The 18,856-nt window shown below is 73.2% G+C and carries 21 protein-coding genes; 8 read left to right on the top strand and 13 right to left on the bottom strand.

The features are described 5' to 3' along the window. Positions 1-148: 148 nt before the first annotated feature. The 5 genes from HUW36_RS08270 to aztB all read right to left on the bottom strand — a co-directional run bounded on the left by HUW36_RS08270 (position 149) and on the right by aztB (position 5,158). The gene (locus HUW36_RS08270; RefSeq protein WP_174527577.1) at positions 149-742 is read right to left on the bottom strand and encodes a copper chaperone PCu(A)C; all 594 of its coding nucleotides are present in this window, start codon (positions 740-742) and stop codon (positions 149-151) included. A gap of 176 nt (positions 743-918) precedes the next feature. Then, a complete protein-coding gene (gene aztD, locus HUW36_RS08265) occupies positions 919-2,100 on the bottom strand; it encodes a zinc metallochaperone AztD (protein WP_246247974.1) in 1,182 nt (393 codons plus the stop codon). An 81-nt stretch (positions 2,101-2,181) separates the two neighbouring features. Further along, positions 2,182-3,093, bottom strand: a complete 912-nt coding sequence (gene aztC / locus HUW36_RS08260; RefSeq protein WP_174527576.1) for a zinc ABC transporter substrate-binding protein AztC — start codon at positions 3,091-3,093, stop codon at positions 2,182-2,184. Continuing rightward, complete coding sequence (locus tag HUW36_RS08255; RefSeq protein ID WP_174527575.1) at positions 3,090-4,283, bottom strand: hypothetical protein; 1,194 nt, start codon at positions 4,281-4,283, stop codon at positions 3,090-3,092. The genes aztC and HUW36_RS08255 overlap by 4 nt, the downstream gene beginning before the upstream one ends. Then, on the bottom strand, positions 4,280-5,158 hold the full coding sequence (gene aztB / locus HUW36_RS08250) for a zinc ABC transporter permease AztB (RefSeq protein ID WP_174527579.1): 879 nt from the start codon (positions 5,156-5,158) through the stop codon (positions 4,280-4,282). The genes HUW36_RS08255 and aztB overlap by 4 nt, the downstream gene beginning before the upstream one ends. 47 nt (positions 5,159-5,205) lie before the next feature. On the opposite strand from aztB, the gene aztA reads away from it, so the two are divergent. The 4 genes from aztA to HUW36_RS08230 are packed head-to-tail and all read left to right on the top strand — an operon-like array spanning position 5,206 to position 7,685. Beyond that, the gene (gene aztA / locus HUW36_RS08245) at positions 5,206-5,865 is read left to right on the top strand and encodes a zinc ABC transporter ATP-binding protein AztA (RefSeq protein ID WP_174527574.1); all 660 of its coding nucleotides are present in this window, start codon (positions 5,206-5,208) and stop codon (positions 5,863-5,865) included. A 55-nt stretch (positions 5,866-5,920) separates the two neighbouring features. Further along, on the top strand, positions 5,921-6,100 hold the full coding sequence (gene rpmF / locus HUW36_RS08240) for a 50S ribosomal protein L32 (protein ID WP_174527573.1): 180 nt from the start codon (positions 5,921-5,923) through the stop codon (positions 6,098-6,100). Next, on the top strand, positions 6,097-7,323 hold the full coding sequence (locus tag HUW36_RS08235; protein ID WP_174527572.1) for a GTP-binding protein: 1,227 nt from the start codon (positions 6,097-6,099) through the stop codon (positions 7,321-7,323). Before rpmF ends, HUW36_RS08235 begins: the two co-directional genes overlap by 4 nt. Before the next feature lie 2 nt (positions 7,324-7,325). Continuing rightward, complete coding sequence (locus HUW36_RS08230; protein WP_174527571.1) at positions 7,326-7,685, top strand: (2Fe-2S) ferredoxin domain-containing protein; 360 nt, start codon at positions 7,326-7,328, stop codon at positions 7,683-7,685. Between the two features lie 51 nt (positions 7,686-7,736). Here HUW36_RS08230 and HUW36_RS08225 read toward each other — a convergent pair whose 3' ends face one another. Both HUW36_RS08225 and HUW36_RS08220 read right to left on the bottom strand, forming a co-directional pair. Next, a complete protein-coding gene (locus HUW36_RS08225; protein ID WP_091573986.1) occupies positions 7,737-8,000 on the bottom strand; it encodes a type B 50S ribosomal protein L31 in 264 nt (87 codons plus the stop codon). Continuing rightward, positions 7,997-9,283 carry a CobW family GTP-binding protein gene (locus HUW36_RS08220; protein WP_174527570.1) on the bottom strand — a complete coding sequence of 429 codons (1,287 nt, stop codon included), beginning with the start codon at positions 9,281-9,283 and terminating at the stop codon, positions 7,997-7,999. Before HUW36_RS08220 ends, HUW36_RS08225 begins: the two co-directional genes overlap by 4 nt. A 275-nt stretch (positions 9,284-9,558) precedes the next feature. On the opposite strand from HUW36_RS08220, the gene rpmB reads away from it, so the two are divergent. Genes rpmB through rpsN form a run of 3 tightly spaced genes read left to right on the top strand, consistent with a single transcriptional unit; the run spans position 9,559 to position 10,267 of the window. After that, positions 9,559-9,795 carry a 50S ribosomal protein L28 gene (gene rpmB / locus HUW36_RS08215; RefSeq protein WP_098744422.1) on the top strand — a complete coding sequence of 79 codons (237 nt, stop codon included), beginning with the start codon at positions 9,559-9,561 and terminating at the stop codon, positions 9,793-9,795. Further along, a complete protein-coding gene (rpmG, locus tag HUW36_RS08210; protein ID WP_174527569.1) occupies positions 9,795-9,962 on the top strand; it encodes a 50S ribosomal protein L33 in 168 nt (55 codons plus the stop codon). The genes rpmB and rpmG overlap by 1 nt, the downstream gene beginning before the upstream one ends. Next, on the top strand, positions 9,962-10,267 hold the full coding sequence (gene rpsN, locus HUW36_RS08205) for a 30S ribosomal protein S14 (protein ID WP_091573989.1): 306 nt from the start codon (positions 9,962-9,964) through the stop codon (positions 10,265-10,267). The genes rpmG and rpsN overlap by 1 nt, the downstream gene beginning before the upstream one ends. A 99-nt stretch (positions 10,268-10,366) precedes the next feature. On the opposite strand, the gene HUW36_RS08200 is transcribed toward rpsN, so the two are convergent. Both HUW36_RS08200 and HUW36_RS08195 read right to left on the bottom strand, forming a co-directional pair. After that, complete coding sequence (locus tag HUW36_RS08200; RefSeq protein ID WP_174527568.1) at positions 10,367-11,095, bottom strand: TIGR03943 family putative permease subunit; 729 nt, start codon at positions 11,093-11,095, stop codon at positions 10,367-10,369. Continuing rightward, entirely contained in the window at positions 11,092-12,120 is a 1,029-nt protein-coding gene (locus HUW36_RS08195; RefSeq protein WP_425487224.1) for a permease, read from the bottom strand. Before HUW36_RS08195 ends, HUW36_RS08200 begins: the two co-directional genes overlap by 4 nt. A 204-nt stretch (positions 12,121-12,324) precedes the next feature. Here HUW36_RS08195 and HUW36_RS08190 point away from each other — a divergent pair, with 204 nt between their 5' ends. Then, on the top strand, positions 12,325-12,729 hold the full coding sequence (locus tag HUW36_RS08190; RefSeq protein ID WP_099160595.1) for a Fur family transcriptional regulator: 405 nt from the start codon (positions 12,325-12,327) through the stop codon (positions 12,727-12,729). Between the two features lie 13 nt (positions 12,730-12,742). Here HUW36_RS08190 and HUW36_RS08185 read toward each other — a convergent pair whose 3' ends face one another. The 4 genes from HUW36_RS08185 to HUW36_RS08170 form a co-directional block, all read right to left on the bottom strand. Continuing rightward, positions 12,743-13,720, bottom strand: a complete 978-nt coding sequence (locus tag HUW36_RS08185; protein WP_174527566.1) for an ATP-binding protein — start codon at positions 13,718-13,720, stop codon at positions 12,743-12,745. A 118-nt stretch (positions 13,721-13,838) separates the two neighbouring features. Further along, positions 13,839-14,876: an LLM class flavin-dependent oxidoreductase gene (locus tag HUW36_RS08180; protein WP_246247972.1), complete on the bottom strand. Its 1,038-nt coding sequence runs from the start codon at positions 14,874-14,876 to the stop codon at positions 13,839-13,841. Beyond that, on the bottom strand, positions 14,866-15,258 hold the full coding sequence (locus HUW36_RS08175) for an SCO5389 family protein (RefSeq protein ID WP_099160597.1): 393 nt from the start codon (positions 15,256-15,258) through the stop codon (positions 14,866-14,868). Before HUW36_RS08175 ends, HUW36_RS08180 begins: the two co-directional genes overlap by 11 nt. Before the next feature lie 138 nt (positions 15,259-15,396). Beyond that, positions 15,397-18,856: carboxyl transferase domain-containing protein (locus tag HUW36_RS08170; RefSeq protein ID WP_281357500.1), on the bottom strand; the 3,460-nt coding region annotated here is incomplete at its 5' end.

Genomic DNA, 18,856 nt, shown 5'->3' with positions numbered 1-18,856 from the left:
CCGTCACGGCCCTCGCTTCGCTCGGTGCGTTCGGTCATGCCGTGCTGGCTGGGCATGCCGTCACGGCCCTCGCTTCGCTCGGTGCGTTCGGTCATGCCGTGCTGGCTGGGCATGCCGTCACGGCCCTCGCTTCGCTCGGTGCGTTCGGTCATGCCGCCGGGGTCGTGCTCATGCCCGGCATCGGCTCGCCGTGGCCGGGGGCGTAGGACTCCTGGGCGCCGGTGAACGGCTTCGCCACGGCGGTGAACGTCTGGGTGCGACCGTCGGCGAAGGTGAGCGTGAAACTGAGTTCGTCGCCGGCCTTCACCGGCTGCTTGAGGTCCATCAGCATGAGGTGGTCGCCGCCGGGCTGGAGGGTGGCGCGGGAGCGCGCCTTGATCACGATGCCGCCCGGCTTGGCCTGCATGACCATCTTCCCGTCCTTCATGGTCATCTCGTGCAGCTCCATGGGGGAGACGTCGGTGCGGGCGCCGGTGACGGTCACATCGGTGTCGCCGTCGTTGACGAGGGTGCCGAACGCGGCGGTCATGCCCTTGTCGGCGGCCTTCACCCACGGGTCACGGATGCCGAGCACGCCGGCGGGGGTGCCCACGGAGGCGGAGGCCGAGGCCGTTGCCGACGCCGACGGCGCGGCGGTGGTCGGGTCGTCGGAGGACCCGCAGGCGGCGACGGACGCGGCCAGGAGGGCGGCGGCGATCAGGGCCGCCGGGCGCAGGAACCGGTCGCTGGTGGTGCTGGACATGACGTCGTCCCCTCGAAGATCGGTGTTCGTCCGGTAGGTCGGACCCGAGGGGCGGAAAGTTCCAGCCGGTGGGATCGGTCACCTCACCCGTGCGGCGGGTCGGGCACGCCGGGGGTGGCGCCGAACGCCACCGGCGGTGGGGACGAGGTTCGCCCCCACCGCCGGTGAGCGTGATGTCAGTGCGCGGACACCGCGCCGCTGATCTCGTTGGGAACCGCGTCGAGCGTCACCGATGCGACGACCTTGCCGGTGGTGAGGTCGAGCCGGTGCACCTTCCTGGTGGCGGGCTCGGTGACGTAGGCGTCGTCACCGCGGACGAACAGGGCCGGGCGCGGCTCCTGCCACTCCATCGGCTCCTTCCACGCGCCGACCACCGGCCACGAACTGGTCAGCTTCCCCGAGGCGGGATCGACCACGTGCAGCTTGCCGTCGGTGCCGAGGATGAGGCCCTCGCCCTGCGGGCCGCGGGCCAGGGAGCGGAAGCTGTAGCTCACGCCCTCGGGCATCGGCACGACCTGGATCTTCCGCGCAGCCGTGTCGATGAGCGCGAACTGCTCGGGGAACTCACGCTCCGCGTCCGGCTCGACCTTGTAGTCGCCGAGCAGGACGGCGGACTTGTCACTGCCGGCCTGGGTGGCGACGGCGCCGTACGCACCCGCGCTCTTGACCTTGACGAAGGCGCCGTTCTTGAACAGCAGCACGCCGTCGGTGCAGCCGAGGCCCACGGTCTCACCCTGGGCGACGGCTTCGCCGTGCACGCCGGGGCACTCCTCGCTGCGGGCGATCTCCTTGCCGTCCTTGTCCAGGGCGATCGCTCCCGGGCGGGACTCCTCGGTGCCGAGGGTCACCACCAGGGTGCCGTCGGCGAGTTCGACGGCGACGCCGTGGTGCGCCTGGGCGGTCCTGTACCGGCGGCCCTCGGGCTTGCCGTCGGCGAGCTTCTTCGGGTCGAAGCTGTTCACCTCGCCGGTGCCGTCGGTGAACAGGACGGTGCGGTCGCCGTGCCGCACCACGTGGCCCGGCTTGGCGCCCGGGTAGTTGATGTCGGTCATCTTGCCGGCGGCCGCGTCGAGGACCTGGAACCCGGACTCGGTGGAGACGAATACGCCGGTGTCGTTGCCGGCCGGGTTCACCCGGTTGAAGCCGGGCAGCGCGACGGTGTGCGCCACCTTCAGCGCTTCGCCGTCGAGCACGTAGATGCCGCCGTCGTAGGTGATCGCCACCGGTTCCTCGACCGAGGCCGCGGCGGACGATCCGGCCGACGGTGCGGTGCCGTCGTCCGGATCGGACGCGCACGCGGTGAGCGCCAGCGCGGCCGCCACCAGGGCGGCCGCGCCGCTGATTCCACGATGCCTCACGAATTTCCTCCTCAATTGCTACTGACAACCATTTTCATTAACGTACACGGGGCGCCCATGGACCCGACGCCCGGGGTGTCTTCAGGTGGAGAGGCCGCCGATGATCGCCTCGGCGTTGAAGCGCATCATCTTCAGATAGCTGGGCGCCTCACCGTCGGTGTCACTGAGCGACTCCGAGTACAGGGCGCTCACCCGCACGCTGATGCCGGCCTCCGAGGCGAGCACCTCGGCCAGCTTGGCCGGCTGTGACGTGTCGACGAAGATCGCCGGCACCCGGTGGGTCCTGATGGCGGCGACCAGGGAGGCGAGATCCGACGAACTCGGTGACGCGAGCGTGGTGCCGCTCGGGATGATCGCGCCGACGACCGTGAAGTCGTAGCGATCGGCGAGGTAGCCGAACACGTGGTGGTTGGTGACCAGGACCCGGCGCTGCGGGGCGATGGCGGCGAAACGCCGCGCGAGATCCGCGTCCAGCTCACCCACCTTCCCGCCGTACGCGTCCGCACGTTCCCGCACCGCGCGGGCGTCCACGCCGTCGACGTGCTCGACGATCTCGTCGGTGAGCAGCCGCACCGCCGTGGCCACCCGCGCCGGATCCGTCCAGAAGTGCGGATCGGGCAGACCGGCGGCGTCGCCGTCCTGGTACTCCATCGCGTCGATCCGGGCCCCCACCTCGACGGTGGGGACGCCCTCGGCCTCCGCCGCCTCGACGTGGCGCAGGACGCCCTCCTCGAGCCCGAGTCCGTTGTAGACGAGCAGGTCGGCCGTCTGCATGGTGTGCGCTTCCCGGGCCGAGACGGCGAAGGAGTGCGGGTCGGCGTCGGGTTTCATCAGCACGCTGACCTCTGCCTGGTCACCGACGATCTCGGTGACGACGTCGCCGAGGATGTTCGTGGTGACCACGATGCGCGAGGTGTCGGGTGAGGTGCAGGCGGTGCCCCCGGTCAGCAGGGCGCCGGCGAGAAGCGTCGCGAGGACCTTCCGTGCTCTCATCGGCCGACCTCCACCATGAGATCCGGTCGGTCGGCGACCTTCAGCGTACGGGCGGTGCGCAGCCGGTCGCGATAGTCGATCTCATGGACGACCCGGGCCTCCGGGTCGGTCAGGTAGGCGCGGTCGACGTCCAGCGTCACACCGGTGGCGCGCAGCGGGCGCTCGGCGAGGATCCTGCCCGTTTCGAGGTCGAGGCTGATCAGCCGGTCGGAGGTGTCGAGCGCGAGCACCGTGCTCGCGTCCGCGGGTGAGGCGGCGGCCACCAGTTCGCGGCCGGCGACCGGCACGTACCGGAGGGTGGCCTTGGCGGCGTTCACCGACCAGATGCCGCTACGGTCCGCGACCGCCGCCTCGTTGCTGCGCGGGCGGTAGCCGAACCTGCCTGCTGAGACCGGGGTACGCGGGGAGGTCAGCACCGTGGCGGTGAGGTCGTCACCCGCCAGCTTGACCCGTACGACCTCGTCCTCACACGCGATGACCACGCCGCCGCGCAGGACGGCCCACCCGCGCGGTGCCGCGCAGGGTGCCTCGAGGGCACCGGTGGGCCGGCCCTTCGCGTCCATGGCCACGATCCGGTCGGCCGGACGCCGAGGATCGTCGCCGACGGCGACGAGGAGTTGCCCCGCGTACGGCACGGCCAGCGGTGTGGAACTGCTCGAGTCGATCGTGGCCAGTTCGCTGATCGTGCCGGTCTCGAGCGCGCGTCGGTCGAGGACCGTCACCTTTCCGTCGGCGGTGCCGACCGTGGTGTGGGTCCCGAAGCCGGCGATCGTCCGGATCGGGGCGTCGAGCGACAGCGTGCCGACCGACCGGGACGGGGCGCGGTAGTAGTGGACGTGGTCGGCGTGGTCGACGGTCCACACCCCGCCGTCGACGATCTCCAGGGTGCGGTCACCGTCGTCGACGTAGACGAAGCGGCCGTCCTCGGTGACCCCGGCGGCGGGGACCGACAGGGCGATGTCCTTCTCGGCGGCGCTGGCCAGGTCGAGCAGGCCCAACCGCCGCCCACCGCGAGTGGCGTACGCGATGGCCGGTTGCGCCTCGGCCAGCTCCTCGGCGCCTTCCACGTAGCCGTGCGGCGTCTCGGAGGCGTCCGGTGGCGGGCGTTCCGGCGAGCCACAGGCGGAGACGGCGAGCGTGAGGCCCAGAGCGGTCACGCCGAGGAGCCTTCCGGTGGTGCTGAAGATCACGAACTTCCCTTCGGTACGGAAACGGGGGGTGGTGCGAGGGCCGGTGACCGACGACGTCGCGTCGCGGCCGTGACCCGGCTCGCGCCGAGAATCGCGAAGAACGTTCCGGCGGCCACGGCGGCGACGGTGGCACCGGCGGCGGTCGCCGCGTACCACGAGATCCACAGACCGGTCACGGTCGCGGCCGAGCCGATGGCGAAACTCGCCAGCATCACCACCGGGAGCCGCCGTGCGACGAGCATCGCCGCGGCCGACGGCGCGATCAGCATGCCGAAGGCGAGCAGGGTGCCCACGACGCTGAAGGCGACCGCCATCGTGACGGTGAGCAGGGCCAGCATGACCGCGTTGGCGAGGTCGGGACGCAGGCCGAGGGTCCGTGCCTTGCGCGGGTCGAAGGTGAGCGCGAGGAACGGCCGGTAGCAGGCCGCGGAGGTCGCCGCGACCACGGCGACCGCGGTGGCGAGCAGCACCAGGTCAGGCCACCGGATGGCCAGGACGTCACCGAACAGGAACGCGGTCAGGTCGGTGGCGAACGACCGCGAGTGCGAGACGACGATCACCCCGACCGAGAGCATCCCCACGAACAGCAGCCCGATGCTGGTGTCGCGCCCGAACTCGCGGCTGTGCCGCAGGGCGTTGACGCCGACCGCCATGGCGAACGCGCTGGCGGCGGCCCCAACGACGAGATTGCCGCCGACGATCGACGCGACGGCGACGCCGGGCAGCATGCCGTGGCTCATCGCCTCGCCGAGGAAGGTCATGCCGCGGGCGATGACCCACACACCGACCAGGGCGCACGCCGCTGCCAGCAGGACGCCGCCGATCAGGGCGCGGACGACGAAGGACGCGGTGAACGGTTCGAGCAGGGACGCCATCACCGGCTCGACTATAGTGCAAACGAAAACCAATTCCATTAGGGGGCATGGTGGGCACCGAGATCCTGACCGTCGAGAACGTGGCCTTCCGGTACGCCGGCACCCCCGTACTGCGGGACGTGAGCCTGCGTGTGGACGCCGCCTGCACGGTTGCCGTGACCGGCGCGAACGGCTCCGGCAAGAGCACGCTGCTGCACCTGCTGGCCGGTGTCGAGCAGCCGGCCGAGGGCAGCGTTCGGCGGCGCGCCGGCTGCCGGCTGGCCCTGCTCCCGCAGCGGACCAGCGGCATCGACGCGCTCCCGCTGACCGTCGCGGAGTGCGTGCAGATCGGCCGGTTCCGGCCGCGCCGACGGCTGGACCGCGACGACCGCCTCGCGGTGGGCGCGATCCTGGAGCGGCTGGACCTCGCCCGGCTGGCCCGGCGACGGCTGCGCGAGCTGTCCGGCGGGCAGCGCCAACGCGCCCTCGTCGCCCAGGCTCTGGTCCAGGTCGCCGACGTCTTCGTGCTCGACGAGCCGACGGTCGGCCTCGACGCGGAGAGTCGGCGGCGCGTCCACGACCTGCTCGGTGAGCGGGTTCGCGCCGGCGCGGCGGTGGTGTACGCCAGCCACGACGCCGCCGACGCCACACTCGCCGACCACACGCTGCGGCTGCCGGACGCCGGGGATCGCACCGTCGCCGACACCACTCCGTTGATCCAAAGATGAAAACGACAACCGAAAGCGATACCGTGTCGCGACCTGCTCACGAAGGAGACGCACGATGGCCGTTCCGAAGCGGAAGATGTCGCGATCGAACACCCGGCACCGGCGGGCCCGGTGGAAGGCGAGCGTGCCGCGGCTGACCCCCTGCCCCTGCCCGCGCAGGGAGATGGTGGTGCCGCACCGGGCCTGCGGGCACTGCGGTCTGTACAAGGGGCGTCAGGTGGTGGACCAGCCGTGACCGACCGGCTGCCGGTGACGGTGCTGTCGGGGTTCCTCGGTGCCGGCAAGACCAGCCTGCTCAACCATGTCCTGGCCAACCGGGACGGGCTGCGGGTGGCGGTGATCGTCAATGACATGAGCGAGGTCAACATCGACGCCGCCCTGGTCCGCGACGGTGGGACGCTGTCACGGACCGAGGAGCGGTTGGTCGAGCTGACCAACGGCTGCATCTGCTGCACGCTGCGCGACGACCTGCTCGACGAGGTGGCCCGGCTCGCCCGCCTGGGCCGGTTCGACTACCTGCTGATCGAGTCCAGCGGGATCTCCGAGCCGATGCCGGTGGCCGCCACGTTCGCCTTCGGCGTCGAGGACGGGCAGGTGCTGGACGACCTGGCCCGGCTGGACACCACGGTCACCGTGGTCGACGCGGCGGGGCTGCTGGCAAGGATCGAGGCGGGTGAGACGCTCGAGGCGCGCGGCCTGGCCGCGTACGAGGGGGACGACCGGGGCATAGCCGACCTGCTGGTCGACCAGATCGAGTTCGCCGACGTGCTGGTGGTCAACAAGATCGACCTGATCGCCCCGGCGGACCTGTCGGTGGTGCAGGCGCTGCTCACCCGACTCAACCCGGCCGCCCGGCAGGTCCGGGCCGCGCACGGGCGGGTCGACGCGGCGGAGATCCTGCACACCGGACGGTTCGACCTCGAACGCGCGGAGACCGTGCCCGGTTGGGTGGCCGAACTCAACGGCGAGCACGTGCCGGAGACCGAGGAGTACGGCATCTCCAGCATCGTGTTCCGCGACCACCGGCCGTTCCACCCGCAGCGCCTGTGGGATCTGCTCGCCGACGGGCTGGACGCCTTCGGTGTGGTGCGGTCGAAGGGTTTCCTGTGGCTGGCGAGCCGGCCCGGCGTCCAGGCGTTGTGGTCGCAGGCCGGGCCGTCCGGTCGCTGCGACCCGGTCGGTGTCCCGGTCGCGGTGTCCGGGGACTGGCCCGAGGACCCGGGAGAGCGGGCCGACCTCGCCGCACGTTGGCACCCGGCCTTCGGGGACCGGCAGCAGGAACTGGTCCTGATCGGTGTGGGGCTCGACGGTGACCGGTTGCGGGCCGCGCTGACCGGCTGCCTGCTCACCGACGGCGAAATCACCGCCGGCGAGCCCGCCTGGCGGGTCCTGCCCGACCCGTTCCCGGCGTGGGACCTCGGCGACCTGCACGACCACCCCGTGCCGGACCGGGGCTGACGGTGGGCGCCGCCGCCCGGCCGGGTGCCGGGGTCACGGTCGTCTACTGCGACGGTCACCGCTGCCGGGCGTTGCGCCGTCCCGGCATGCCCGGCCAGGAGTCGGCCGGTCTCGCCGAGATCCTCCGGCGGGCCGTGCGTGCCAGCCGTGGCGCGGTGCTGGTCCGCTCCGGGTGCCTCGGGGCGTGCGAACGGGCTCCCGCAGTGCTCGTGCTGGACGGCACGGGGCGGGCCGCCCGACGCGGCGTGCTCGTCGGGCCGGTGGCGGACGCCCGGGAGGTGGACGTCGTCGTCGACCTCGTCCGCCGGGCCGACGCGGCGACCGGCGGCGGGTCCGAGGCGCCGCAGGGCGACCGGTCGTAGCGGCCCGGGGCGACCGGGCCGCCACACGGCGACCGGTCGCCCCGTCCGACGTCAGCGCGCTCGCCGCGACGCGTGGTTGGCGTACCTGGCGCGGAACTTCTCCACCCGCCCCTCCGTGTCGAGCAGGCGTTGCCGGCCGGTCCAGAAGGGGTGACTGGCCGAGGAGATCTGCACGTCGATCACCGGGTAGGTGTTGCCGTCGGTCCACTCCACCGTCTGGTCGCCGGTGGCGGTGGACCGGGTGAGGAAGGCGAAGTCGGCGGCGCGGTCGCGGAAGACGACGGGCCGGTACTCGGGGTGGATGTCGGGCTTCATGCGGTCTCTCCTTCGGTGTCGGTGCGGTCGAGGTCGGCGAGCGGGAAACAGCCGGCGAACGGGTCGTCGTACCGTCGCCAGCCGTCCTCGCCGTCGGCGAGTTCGGCGTCGGTGAGCAGGCAGCCGGCGAGCGTGCGGTGCAGGTGGGCCGGGTCGAGGTCGACGCCGATGAGGACCAGGTGCTGGTGCCGGTCGCCGTAGTACGGGTCCCAGTCCAGCGCGGCGGTGAGCCGCCGGTGGTCGGACACCTCGTCCCAGTACGGGTCGGGCAGCGCGGTGAGCCACCGGCCCAGACCGCCGAGGGCGAGACCGCCGCCGGCGAAGTCCCACGCCACGACGGTGTCCGGCTGGCTGGCCAGCCAGACGTGTCCGCGGGAGCGGACCACCTCGGCGTTGACCTCCTCCAGGACGTCGTGCAACCGGCGGGGGTGGAAGGGGCGGCGGGCGCGGAAGACCACCGAGACGATCCCGCAGTCCGGGTGCGGCTCGTGCACGCCGAGGATGTGGCCCTCCAACCCGCGGGTCAGCACGGCCGGGGTCTCGGGGCGGTGGCGGAGGGTGCCGCGCAGCTGTCGGGTGAGCAGGTTCGCGTCGACGGTGTCGTCGTCGACCCGGATCCGCGTCGCCCAGGGCGCCATCCGGTCGAGCAGCACGGCCAGCCGGTCGGTGTCGTACGCGCCCTCGCGGGAGTGTCCCCACAGCACCAGGGTGTCGGCGTACTCGATCTGCCGGACGAGCACGTCGGCGAGGGCCCGGTCGTCGTTGTCCGCGGCGGCGATGCCGAGGCTCTTGAGGTCGTCGGTGCGGGCCAGCCCGTCGAGCAGGTGTTCGGCATCGACCACGGTCACGTAGGAGTCGACGGTGAGCAGGTCGGTGATCGGCTGCCCGTCGACGAGGCAGTGCGCGCAGACGGCGGCGACCGCCTCCGGTTCGACCACCTCGGGCAGCATCAGCAGCAGGTCCCGCCGGGGGTGGGCGCGGGCCAGGCGGGCCAGGGTGGGCAGCACGTCCTCACGCAGGGTGCAGGACACGCACCCGTGCGCCAGCGCGATCCGTTCGTCCTCCAGCACGCCCCCGACGTCCCGGACCACCCGGTGCACGGTGCCCGAGCGCAGGTCGGCCAGGTCGTGCCGGACCAGCAGGAGTGACGGGTCCGCCGCGAGGAGCGCCCGGGCCGCGGCGTACGTCGTGGACGTCCAGAAGCCGCTGAGCACCGTCAACGACGGACGGGCGTCGGCCCTGGCGGCAACCACGTCGGACGGTGCGAGCGGTGACGTCGACATGTCGGTCCTCCCGGTGGGTGTTGTTGAAAATCATTGTCAGTATAGGGTGGCTGTCGAGCGGTTCGAAGCGGGGAGCGGTCCGGCTTATGAAATCGAATTCCGATACCATCGGCCCGGCCCGCGAGAGGTAGGGGGTACCTCGCACGGAGCGGGCCGGCCGGCGCGGCGCCTCGGGCCCTCCGGGCGTCGCGCCGGCCCCCCGGATCGGCCGATCGGCGGCCGCAAAAGGAAAGCCATTGTCATCAGGATTTGATCAACCATGAGGAGAGATCACTGTGTCCCGACGTTGTGACGTCACCGGCGCGAAGCCCAGCTTCGGCAACGCCGTGTCGCACTCGCACCGGCGCACCCGGCGCCGGTGGAACCCCAACCTCCAGAACCACCGCTACTGGCTGCCGTCGGAGGCGCGGTGGGTCCGGTTGACCCTTACCGCGAAGGCGCTGCGGACGGTCGACCGCAGGGGCGTCGAGGCGGTCGTCGCGGAGCTGCGCGCCCGAGGGGTCAAGGTCTGATGGCCCGACAGACCGACGTGCGTCCGATCGTGCGGCTGCGCAGCACCGCCGGCACCGGCTACACGTACGTGACCCGCAAGAACCGCCGCAACGACCCCGACCGCCTCGTCCTGCGCAAGCACGACCCGGTGGTGCGCCGGCACGTCGAGTTCCGCGAGGCCCGCTGATGGCGCGCCGCAGCCTCGGCAACCGGCAGGCCCGCCGGGTCGGGCTCGTCGACCGGTACGCGCAGCGCCGCGCCGGGCTGAAGCGGGCGATCAGGCACCCGGACACCGACCCGGCGGCCCGCGAGGAGGCCGTCCGTCGACTCGCCCGGCTGCCCCGCGACTCCAGCCCGGTCCGGCTGCGCTCCCGGGACCAGATCGACGGTCGACCACGCGGGGTGCTGACCCGGTTCGGGCTGTCCCGGGTCCGGTTCCGCGAACTCGCTCTTCGCGGCGAGCTGCCCGGGATCCGCAAGGCCTCCTGGTGATCCGGTGTCACCGGGCGTGACACAGGGCCCCGGATCGTCCGTCGTCTGACGGGGGACCGGGCGGCGCGGCGTCCCGCTCGGGACGACCGCGCCGGCCGGTCACTCGTACGGCTCGGCGGGCGCCGCGATCCGCTCCCACGTGTCCACCTGGAAGGAGGGCACGTCCGCGTCGTTGACCGGGTCCTTCACCGTGTGCGGGATCCACCGGCCGGTGGCGCGGATCCAGGTGTCGGCCGGCAGCGCGGGCACCTCACCCCGCAGCCCGACCTTGATCGGCACGCCGTCGGCCGCGCAGCAGGACAGCACGATCCGGGCGAGCATGGGGTGGCCGTCCGGCCCGGGCGCGAGGAAGCCGGTGAGCTGGAGCTGCCGGCCCCGCAGGGTGCGGCCGTCGTCGTAGACGGCGCGGTAGCCGTACTCCAGGAGGGTCAGCTCGGCCGGTTCCCGGGGTGGCAGGGGTGGGTAGGCGACGTCGCGGTCGTCGGTCAGGGCGGAGCCGGCACGCGACGCGGTGTCCGCGCCGAGCGCCGGCGGCACCAGGAAGAGCAGGGCGAGCGCCGGGAGCAGCAGCAACCAGCCGACGGCCGGCCCGGAGCGGCCGTGACCGTGGCCGTCGTCCGCCCCGTCGCCGGCGTCGTCGGGCCGGTTGAGGTGACGCAGTTCCTGCACCAGGGCGACCACCGCGGCGACGACGAGCACCACGCCGGCGGCGATGAGGAAGGGGCGCAGCCCCTGCTTGACGTACCGCAGGTAGACGTCGGTGAGGCTGGCCCGCAGGATCGCGCCCCCGAGGAGGACCAGCACCACTGCCTGGCTGCCCCGGTTCACCAGAGCACCGTCCCGACGACGGCCGCGACGAGCACGGCGAGGAGGAAGGTGGCCGGCGCGAAGCGCAGGGCGAACGCGCGCCCGAACATGCCCGCCTGCATGGACACCAGCTTGAGGTCGACCATCGGGCCGACCACGAGGAAGGCCAACCGGGCGGTCAGCGAGAACTGGGACAGCGACGCGGCGACGAACGCGTCGGCCTCGGAACAGATCGACAGCAGCACCGCCAGCGCGGCGAGCGCCAGCACCGACAGCACCGGGCCGGCCGCCAGGTCGTGCAGGACCTGCTGGGGCACGACGACGTTGATGGTGGCCGCGGCCATCGCGCCGAGCACGAGGAAACCGCCGGCGTGCACGACGTCCTGGCGGCACGCCGCCCAGAACGCGGTGGCGCGCGGCATCGTGTCGAGGTGGGCCCGGTGCGGCAGGCGGATCCATTCCGACCGGCCCAGGCGCAGCCACAGCCAGCCCATCGCCAGCGCCACCACCAGGCTCGCGCCGCCGCGGGCGACCACCATCTCCGGGTTGCGCGGGAACGCCACCGCGGTGGCGGTGAGCACGATCGGGTTGATCGCCGGCGCGGCGAGCAGGAACGCGAGCGCGGCCGCGGGGGTGACGCCGCGCCGGATCAGCGAACCGGCGATCGGCACCGAACCGCACTCGCAGCCGGGCAGCACCACCCCGGCGGCGCCGGCGACCGGCACCGCCAGTGCCGGATGCCGGGGCAGGGCGCGGGCCCAGAAGGAGCGGGGTACGAAGACCGCGATGACCGCGGACAGCACCACCCCGAAGACCAGGAACGGCATCGCCTGCACCAGCACCGAGACGAAGACGGTCAGCCAGGTCTGCAGGCGGGGGTCGGAGACGAGCGAACCCACCTGCCGGTGCAGCACGCCGACCAGGACGAGCAGGACGCAGAGCACCTCGGTGGAGCCGACCACGCGGTCCCGGCCGGGTGGTGGCGCGGCGGTGTCCGCCGCGCCGGAGCGGGGCGCCGCCGGAGCGGCGGGATCGGTCGTGCTCAGTCGGATCACCTTCTCGGGTCGACGGGGGGCATCCTACGGTGACGTATCCGTCACTGTGGGTCCCTGTCCGGTTCGTGTCGGCCCGGGCGGGGGCGTGAGAGGCACATATGCGCAAGGCATAATGGTTCCGGATGTCACGTGGTCGGCGGGCCGCGGGCGCGACCGGGTGCCGGAGGGCGCCCGCACGAGGGAAGGCGGCGCACGGTGACCCAGGCGACGACCGGGGCGACCCGGAACACCCGGCAGCGCGCCGAGGTGCTGGCCCTGCTGCGCGAGCTGGAGGGCTTCCACAGCGCGCAGCAGCTGCACCAGATGCTCGTGCAGCGCCAGGCGAAGGTCGGCCTGACCACCGTCTACCGGACGCTGCAGATGCTGGTGGACAACGGCGAGATCGACTCCGCCCGGCTGCCCGGGGGTGAGCATCTCTACCGGCGGTGCAGCCAGAGTCGCCATCACCACCACCTGGTCTGCCGGCAGTGCGGCCGGGCCGTGGAGGTCGCCGGCCCGGCGGTGGAGCGGTGGGCCGACCAGGTCGCCAGCGAGCACGGCTTCACCGACGTCGACCACACCCTGGAGATCTTCGGCACCTGCGAGCGTTGCGCCGCCTGACCCCCGGCGCCGGTCAACCGCCCGCCACCAGCGACGCCTCCAACGCCCGCGGGCCCATCCGGAACTCCGGGTCGATCTGCGCGGTGAGGTCGACGCCGGCGCGCTCGTTCGCCCAGGCGACCGCGTTGCGGCGGTGGAACTCCTGCGCCCAGTGGGTGAACGCCGTCCAGTCCTGCGGCGTGCCGTCCACCGCCTCGACCAGCCGGTCCAGCGCGGCGCGGTTCGTGGCCTCCAGGCCCGTCAGCGGGCCGACCTCGCCCCGTTCGGCCCGCCGGACGTAGCCGGACCGACCGAACCAGGTGAGCAGGTCGGCGCCGACGTGCTCGCGCAGGAAGGCGACGTCACCCTCGTCCTCGACCTTGTTGCCGACCACCGAGAGGGCCACGCCGTACTCCCGGGCGTAGCCGGCGTACTGCCGGTAGACGCCGACGCTGCGCACCGTCGGCTCGCAGACCAGCAGCGTGCGGTCGAAGCGGGTGAACAGGCCCGAGGCGAAGGAGTCCGCGCCGGCGGTCATGTCCACCACCGCGTACTCGCCGGGGCCGTCGACCAGGTGGTTGAGCAGCAGTTCGACCGCGCCGACCTTGGAGTGGTAGCAGGCCACGCCGAGGTCCTCGGCGCTGAACTCGCCGGTCACCGCCAGCCGGACGCCGCCGACCGGCCGGACGCAGGCGGCGTAGACCGGGTTGTCCTCGGCGATGCGCAGCAGTCGTGAGCCGCGCCCGGGCGGCGTGGTCTTCACCATCTCCGCCGCGGTCGGGATGCGGGGGTTGTCGCCGCGCAGGTACTCCTTGATGGCGGGCAGGTGCGCACCGAGCGGGTCGACCGGCGGGGGCGCCTGCGGATCCGCGCCGAGCGCGACCGCGAGATGCTGGTTGATGTCCGCGTCCATGGCCAGCACCGGGCGGGACAGCGCGGCCAGGTGCCGCGTGAAGAGCGCGGCGAGGGTCGTCTTCCCGCTGCCGCCCTTGCCGACGAACGCCACCTTCACCGGACCCACACCCCGCTGTCGTAAGTGGAAACGATTTCCATGAGCCGGAGCGTACCGGACCCGACGGGGTCGGCGGGTGGCGACACGGCGACCCGACCGGCCGCTTCGTCCGTCCGGGTCAGGGCAGGGCCAGCACCTCGGCGGCGAACCGGTCGACGGTGGACAGGGTCCGCCCCCGGTCCCCGGTCACCTCGACCTGGAACAGCAGGTGCCGCACCCCGGGCAGGGCCGCGGCGGCCGCGACCCTCTCCCGGCACCGGTCCGGCGAACCGACCGGGTGGATCGCGGTCAGGTGGTCGGCGTACGCGTGCGGATCGGCCGGTCCGGCCGGCGCGCCGTCGAGGCGGACGTGGTGGCGGGTGCCGGCGAGCAGTCCGGGGAGGTGGTCGCGCACCGTGCCGGCGGCCTCGGCGTCGCTGTCCGCCACCCAGGCCAGGTGCGCGCTGGCGTGCGGAACCGCCGCCGGATCGTGGCCGTGTTCCGCCGCGACCCGGGCGTAGCGGCGCAGTAGGGCGGCCTTCTCCGGCAGGTCGGCGTGCAGCCCGAGCAGCACCGGCCGGCCGTACCGGGCGGCGAGGTCCACCGTGCCGGGCGAGGTGGCCGCGACCCAGAACGGGATCGGCGCCGGCGGCCGGGGCACCACCTGCACCGCGCGGAACGGGAACCGGCCGACGCCGGCGACCTCGGCGGCGCCGGAGAGCCAGCGGTGCAGCATCTCCACGGCGTCGGGGAAGCCCTGCGCGTAACGGTCCGGGCCGGTGCCGAAGACCTCCAGGTCGACCCAGGGGCCGCCGCGGCCGACGCCGAGCCGGAACCGGCCGCCGGAGAGCGCGTCCAGCAGCGCCGTCTCCTCGGCCAGGGCCACCGGGTGCCGGTCGGACAGGACGCACGCGGCGGTACCGACCGTGATGCGGCGGGTGGCGCCGAGCAGGTGCGCCGCGAAGGCGACCGCCGACGGGCAGACCCCGTACGGGACGAAGTGGTGCTCGGCGAGCCAGACCCCGGCGTACCCGGCCGCCTCGGCGGCCAGGCCGTACGCGTGCGCGTCGGCGAGCGCGCCGGCGTGGTCGTGGCCGGGGTGCTGCCCGGCGAGCAGGAACAGGTGTGCCCGCACCCGCTCGCCGGGCCGCTCGGTGGGCGGCTGGTCAGCAGTCACGCAGCGTCGGGGACTGGTTCAGCAGTTGGCCCCGGCTGGAGGTGAACCGACGGTGCGTCTCCGACCCGACGGCGGCCAGCCGGAACGCGGCCACCCGGTGGCAGTTCTGGAACGCCAGCCTGACCCCGAAGTGCCGCTCCAGTCCGGCGCGGATCGCGTCGCTGGCCAACGCGCGCAGCAACTGTCCGCGCTCGGCCTCGGTGGGCGGTGGCACGACGTTGTCGGCGAAGTCGGCGTCCGACGTCTCCAGGTCGGCCACCACCCGGCTGACCGTCTCCCAGGCGTACGGCAGGGAGTCGCGGACACAGGCGACGAACGCCTCCTCGTCCACGGGTCCGGTCTCGGCGGCGTGCAGCAGGTCGGGCGGAACGGTGAGCGACATGTGTCCTCCGGATCGCTAACGAACACGGTTTCCGTTACCGACTGAGCACATCACGTGGTCGGTGCCCCGTCAAGCATCGGCGCACGCGAAACGGCGGACGGGCCCGAAGGCCCGCCCGCCGTCCGACAGGGGAACGTGTCAGCGCAGGTGCGACTCGATCGCCTCGATGACCCGCGGACGCAGCTCGGCGGCCCGGATGACCGCGTCCACCGACCCGACCTCGACCGCCCGCTGGATGCTGTGCACCCGGTCGAACTCGGCGGCCACCTCGCCCAGCTTCTCCGCCCGCACCGACGAGCGGAGTTCGTCCAGCTCCGCGGTCAGCGTCGCGCGTGCGGTGCCGGACGCGGCCGCCACCCGGCCCTCCAGTTCGCGTACCCGGGCGTCGGCCGCGGTGCGCGCGGCGACCTCGCCGGCGAACACCACGGCGGCGGCCGGCGCGCCGCCGAGCACCGAGGCGAACGACCCCTCGATGGCCAGCACCGTCATGGCCGGGTTGAGCGCCTTGGAGAACACCACGAACGCGCCGCCGTGATAGCGCGAGATGACGCAGAAGACGATCGGGCCCCGGAAGTTGACGATCGCCCGGCCGATCTCGGCCCCGTACTCCAGTTGCAGCTTGCGCATCGACTCCGGCGAGCCGTCGAAGCCGGAGAGGTTGGCCAGCACGACCAGCGGCCGGTTGCCGCTGGCCGCGTTGATCGCCCGCGCGGCCTTCTTCGACGAGCGGGGGAACAGCGTGCCCGCGGTGTAGGTGTCCGGGCCGTCGGTGGGCGGGAAGCCGTGCCGGGGCACCGACCGGGACTCGATGCCCAGCAGGCACACCGGGATGCCGCCGAGGTGCACGTCCTGCACCACCGCGGTCTCCGCGTCGGCCATGCCGGCCCACCGCTCCAGCACCGGGTGGTCCTGGTCGGCGAGCGCCCGCATCACGGTCCGGATGTCGAACGGCTTCTTCCGGTCCGGGTTCGCCGTCGCGGAGAAGATCTCGCCGACGGTGGCGAAGTCGCTGCCGGGCACCGCGTGCGGGAACGTGGAGACGTCCCGGTCCACCGGGTCGGTGGTGCTGGCCCGGCGCGGCGCGTCCTCGCCCGGCGCCACGTACGTGTGGTCGTAGTGCGCCATCAGCACGTCCCGCGCCGCCGGCAGGTCCGGGGCCCAGTACTGCGCCTGCCCGTTCGGACCCATCACCCGGTCGTAGCCGCCGATGCCGAAGTTGTCCTCGGCGGAGACGCCGCCGGAGAAGTCCAGCGACTGCTTGCCGGTCAGCACCATCGCCGAGTCCGGCGTCATGACCAGCACGCCCTTGGTGTGCATGAGCATGGTCGCCTCGGCGTTCCAGTACGGCTGCGCGCCGACGTTGATGCCCGCCACCACGATGTTGATCTCGCCGCCGGCCTGGGTGAACTCGACGATCCGCTTCAGCGCCGCGGCCACCCAGTCCATGTTCTCGGTGCCCGAGGTCATCGAGATCCGGGCGCCGGCGGAGAGCGCGTACCACTCCAGCGGCACGCCCATCCGCTGCGCCAGGTCGAGCGCCGCGATCACCCGCCGGCACTCCGGCTCGGAGAGCGCGCCGAGCGACTTCGTCGGGTCGCCGAGCAGCACCACCCGGGTGACGCCCTGCGGGTGCCGCGCCGTCGGGGTGGTGACCACGCCGGCCACGATCGCCGCGGCGTTGCGCCCCTTCGGCCGGTCCACCGGCACCAGCACGTGGTCGGCGTCCAGGTCGTGCTCGGTGAAGTCGCCGAGCAGGCCGGTCAGCTCGTACGGGTAGACCGTGTTGCGGCTGGCCGCCCGCAGCACCTTGAGCCGGTAGTCGTCCAGCGGCTCGACCGCCTCGGTCGGCGGCTCGCCGACGGTGAACTGGGCGCGACCGGTGACGTCGAAGGTGATCCGCACGCCGACCTTGGTCAGCTCGCCGGTGCGGCGGTCGCGCTGCCGCGCGATGAACAGGATCTCCTCCAGGTCGGCGCCGACCGTGGTCGGGCGCATCCGCCCGGCGATCAGCTCCATCTCCTCGCGGGTCAACTCGCTCGGCGGCCACACGTAGATGACGATCCGGTTGGTCCGGAACCGGACCTTCGACGGCCGCCGGGACTGCGCCCGGCGGATCGAGTCGATGCAGGCCGCGACCGCGTCCTCGGTGGTGGGCAGCGCGGCCAGCCGACCGTCCTGGTCCCGCAGCTCGGTCAGGTCGCGCACCTGCGCGAACGCCACCAGTCGCTGGTCGGAGGGGTTGTCCTGGGCGACCGCCTGGAAGAGGTAGACCTCCTCGTCCAGCGACGGCAACCGGGTCAGGTCGAACCGGTGCAGCCGCTCCAGCTGCATCCGCTGGGCGATGTACGGGTGCAGGCCGCGGATCAGCCGCTCCTCCACCATGCCGGCACCGGCGGGCCGGAACGTGAAGTGGTGGTGCATCACCGCCCCGCCGCGCCCGGCGACCGTGGTGGTGAGCCGGCGGACCCGGTCCGGCAGCGGGTGCGCGTTGATCACGTCGAGCAGCGCGGCGGCGGTGGCGTCCAGGTCCTCCGGCTGGTTCTCCCAGGCCAGGTAGACGTCGGCGTCGACCGCCTCCTCCGCGGCGGCCACCTCGGCCAGCCCGCGCAGCGCGTCGCCGAGCGCGTCGAACCGCACCGCGGCGGAGACCACGCTCGACCCGGCGCGTCCGGCCACCACGAACAGGCAGCCCCCGGCCGCACGGGTGGTCACGCCGGTGAGCGCCTTGTTGCCGTAGTAGCGGCGGGTCAGCACCTCCAGCATGGTCGCGTTGTCCAGGTTGTCCCGGACCAGCCGCTGGCCGAGCAGGCGCACCAGCGGCTCGGTGCTGCGCACCATCTCGGCGATCCGCTCGTCGCGGTCCGGCGCGTCCGGGTGCGTGTCGAGGTGCCGCAGGTGCGTACGGACCTGGGCGTAGACCCGGGCCCGGTTGCGGCGCAGCAGCGGCTGGGCGAACCAGGCGAACACCACGCCCCGGGCCAGGTCGGCGACCACCGGGAAGCGGACCTGGGTCGCCGACACCAGGCGCTCCAGCGCGAGGCCGGCGGGCTCGCGCAGCGCCTCGTCCGGCGGGGGCTCGCGCAGCCACGAGCGCAGCAGCGCGGCGATCACGCCGGCGTCGGCGGTGGCCCGCTGCTGGGCCAGGAAGATCCGGAACACCGCCGCCTCGAGGGCGGGGGAGCGGTCCAGCTCGGTGACGCCGTAGTGGCCGAGCGCCTTGGCCAGGCGGGCCCGGAACGGCTCCGGCGACCCGGCTCGCTCCACGTCGAGGCTCTGCAGGTAGGTGTGGAAGTACTCCCGGGCGCTGTGCACGTGGCCGCCCGGGCCGTCCTCGCCGCTGGGCCGGTTGCGGCTCAGCTCGGCCAGGTCGGCGAAGACGTTGACCAGCTCCAGCTCCTCGGCCAGCGGACGGTGCCCGGACTCGGTCGCCGCGCGCCGCGCGTCCAGGTAGTCGTCGAGCACCCGTCGCTCGTCGTGCGGGTCGACGTCGAAGCCGAGCAGCAGGCCGCGCAGGTCCTCCTGGCCGCGTTCGGCGCGGGTGCGCGCCGGCTGGTCGGCGGGCGCGGCGGGCAGGTCCAGCTCGACCGCCGGTTCGGCC

It is taken from the genome of Micromonospora maritima (assembly GCF_902825405.1).
GTDB classification, from domain to species: Bacteria; Actinomycetota; Actinomycetes; order Mycobacteriales; family Micromonosporaceae; genus Micromonospora; species Micromonospora maritima.
The sequence above is the reverse complement of the archived record's forward strand: the minus strand, read 5'-3'. Positions and strand labels throughout refer to the sequence as shown.

Bases quoted from the DNA above. Each gene is read 5' to 3' on its own strand.
- aztC (WP_174527576.1), bottom strand. From the start codon at position 3,093: ATGAGAGCACGGAAGGTCCTCGCGACGCTTCTCGCCGGCGCCCTGCTG.
- aztA (WP_174527574.1), top strand. From the start codon at position 5,206: ATGGTGGGCACCGAGATCCTGACCGTCGAGAACGTGGCCTTCCGGTAC.
- HUW36_RS08175 (WP_099160597.1), bottom strand. From the start codon at position 15,258: ATGTCGCTCACCGTTCCGCCCGACCTGCTGCACGCCGCCGAGACCGGA.
- HUW36_RS08225 (WP_091573986.1), bottom strand. From the start codon at position 8,000: ATGAAGCCCGACATCCACCCCGAGTACCGGCCCGTCGTCTTCCGCGAC.
- rpmG (WP_174527569.1), top strand. From the start codon at position 9,795: ATGGCCCGACAGACCGACGTGCGTCCGATCGTGCGGCTGCGCAGCACC.
- HUW36_RS08220 (WP_174527570.1), bottom strand. From the start codon at position 9,283: ATGTCGACGTCACCGCTCGCACCGTCCGACGTGGTTGCCGCCAGGGCC.
- rpsN (WP_091573989.1), top strand. From the start codon at position 9,962: ATGGCGCGCCGCAGCCTCGGCAACCGGCAGGCCCGCCGGGTCGGGCTC.
- HUW36_RS08270 (WP_174527577.1), bottom strand. From the start codon at position 742: ATGTCCAGCACCACCAGCGACCGGTTCCTGCGCCCGGCGGCCCTGATC.
- rpmF (WP_174527573.1), top strand. From the start codon at position 5,921: ATGGCCGTTCCGAAGCGGAAGATGTCGCGATCGAACACCCGGCACCGG.
- aztB (WP_174527579.1), bottom strand. From the start codon at position 5,158: ATGGCGTCCCTGCTCGAACCGTTCACCGCGTCCTTCGTCGTCCGCGCC.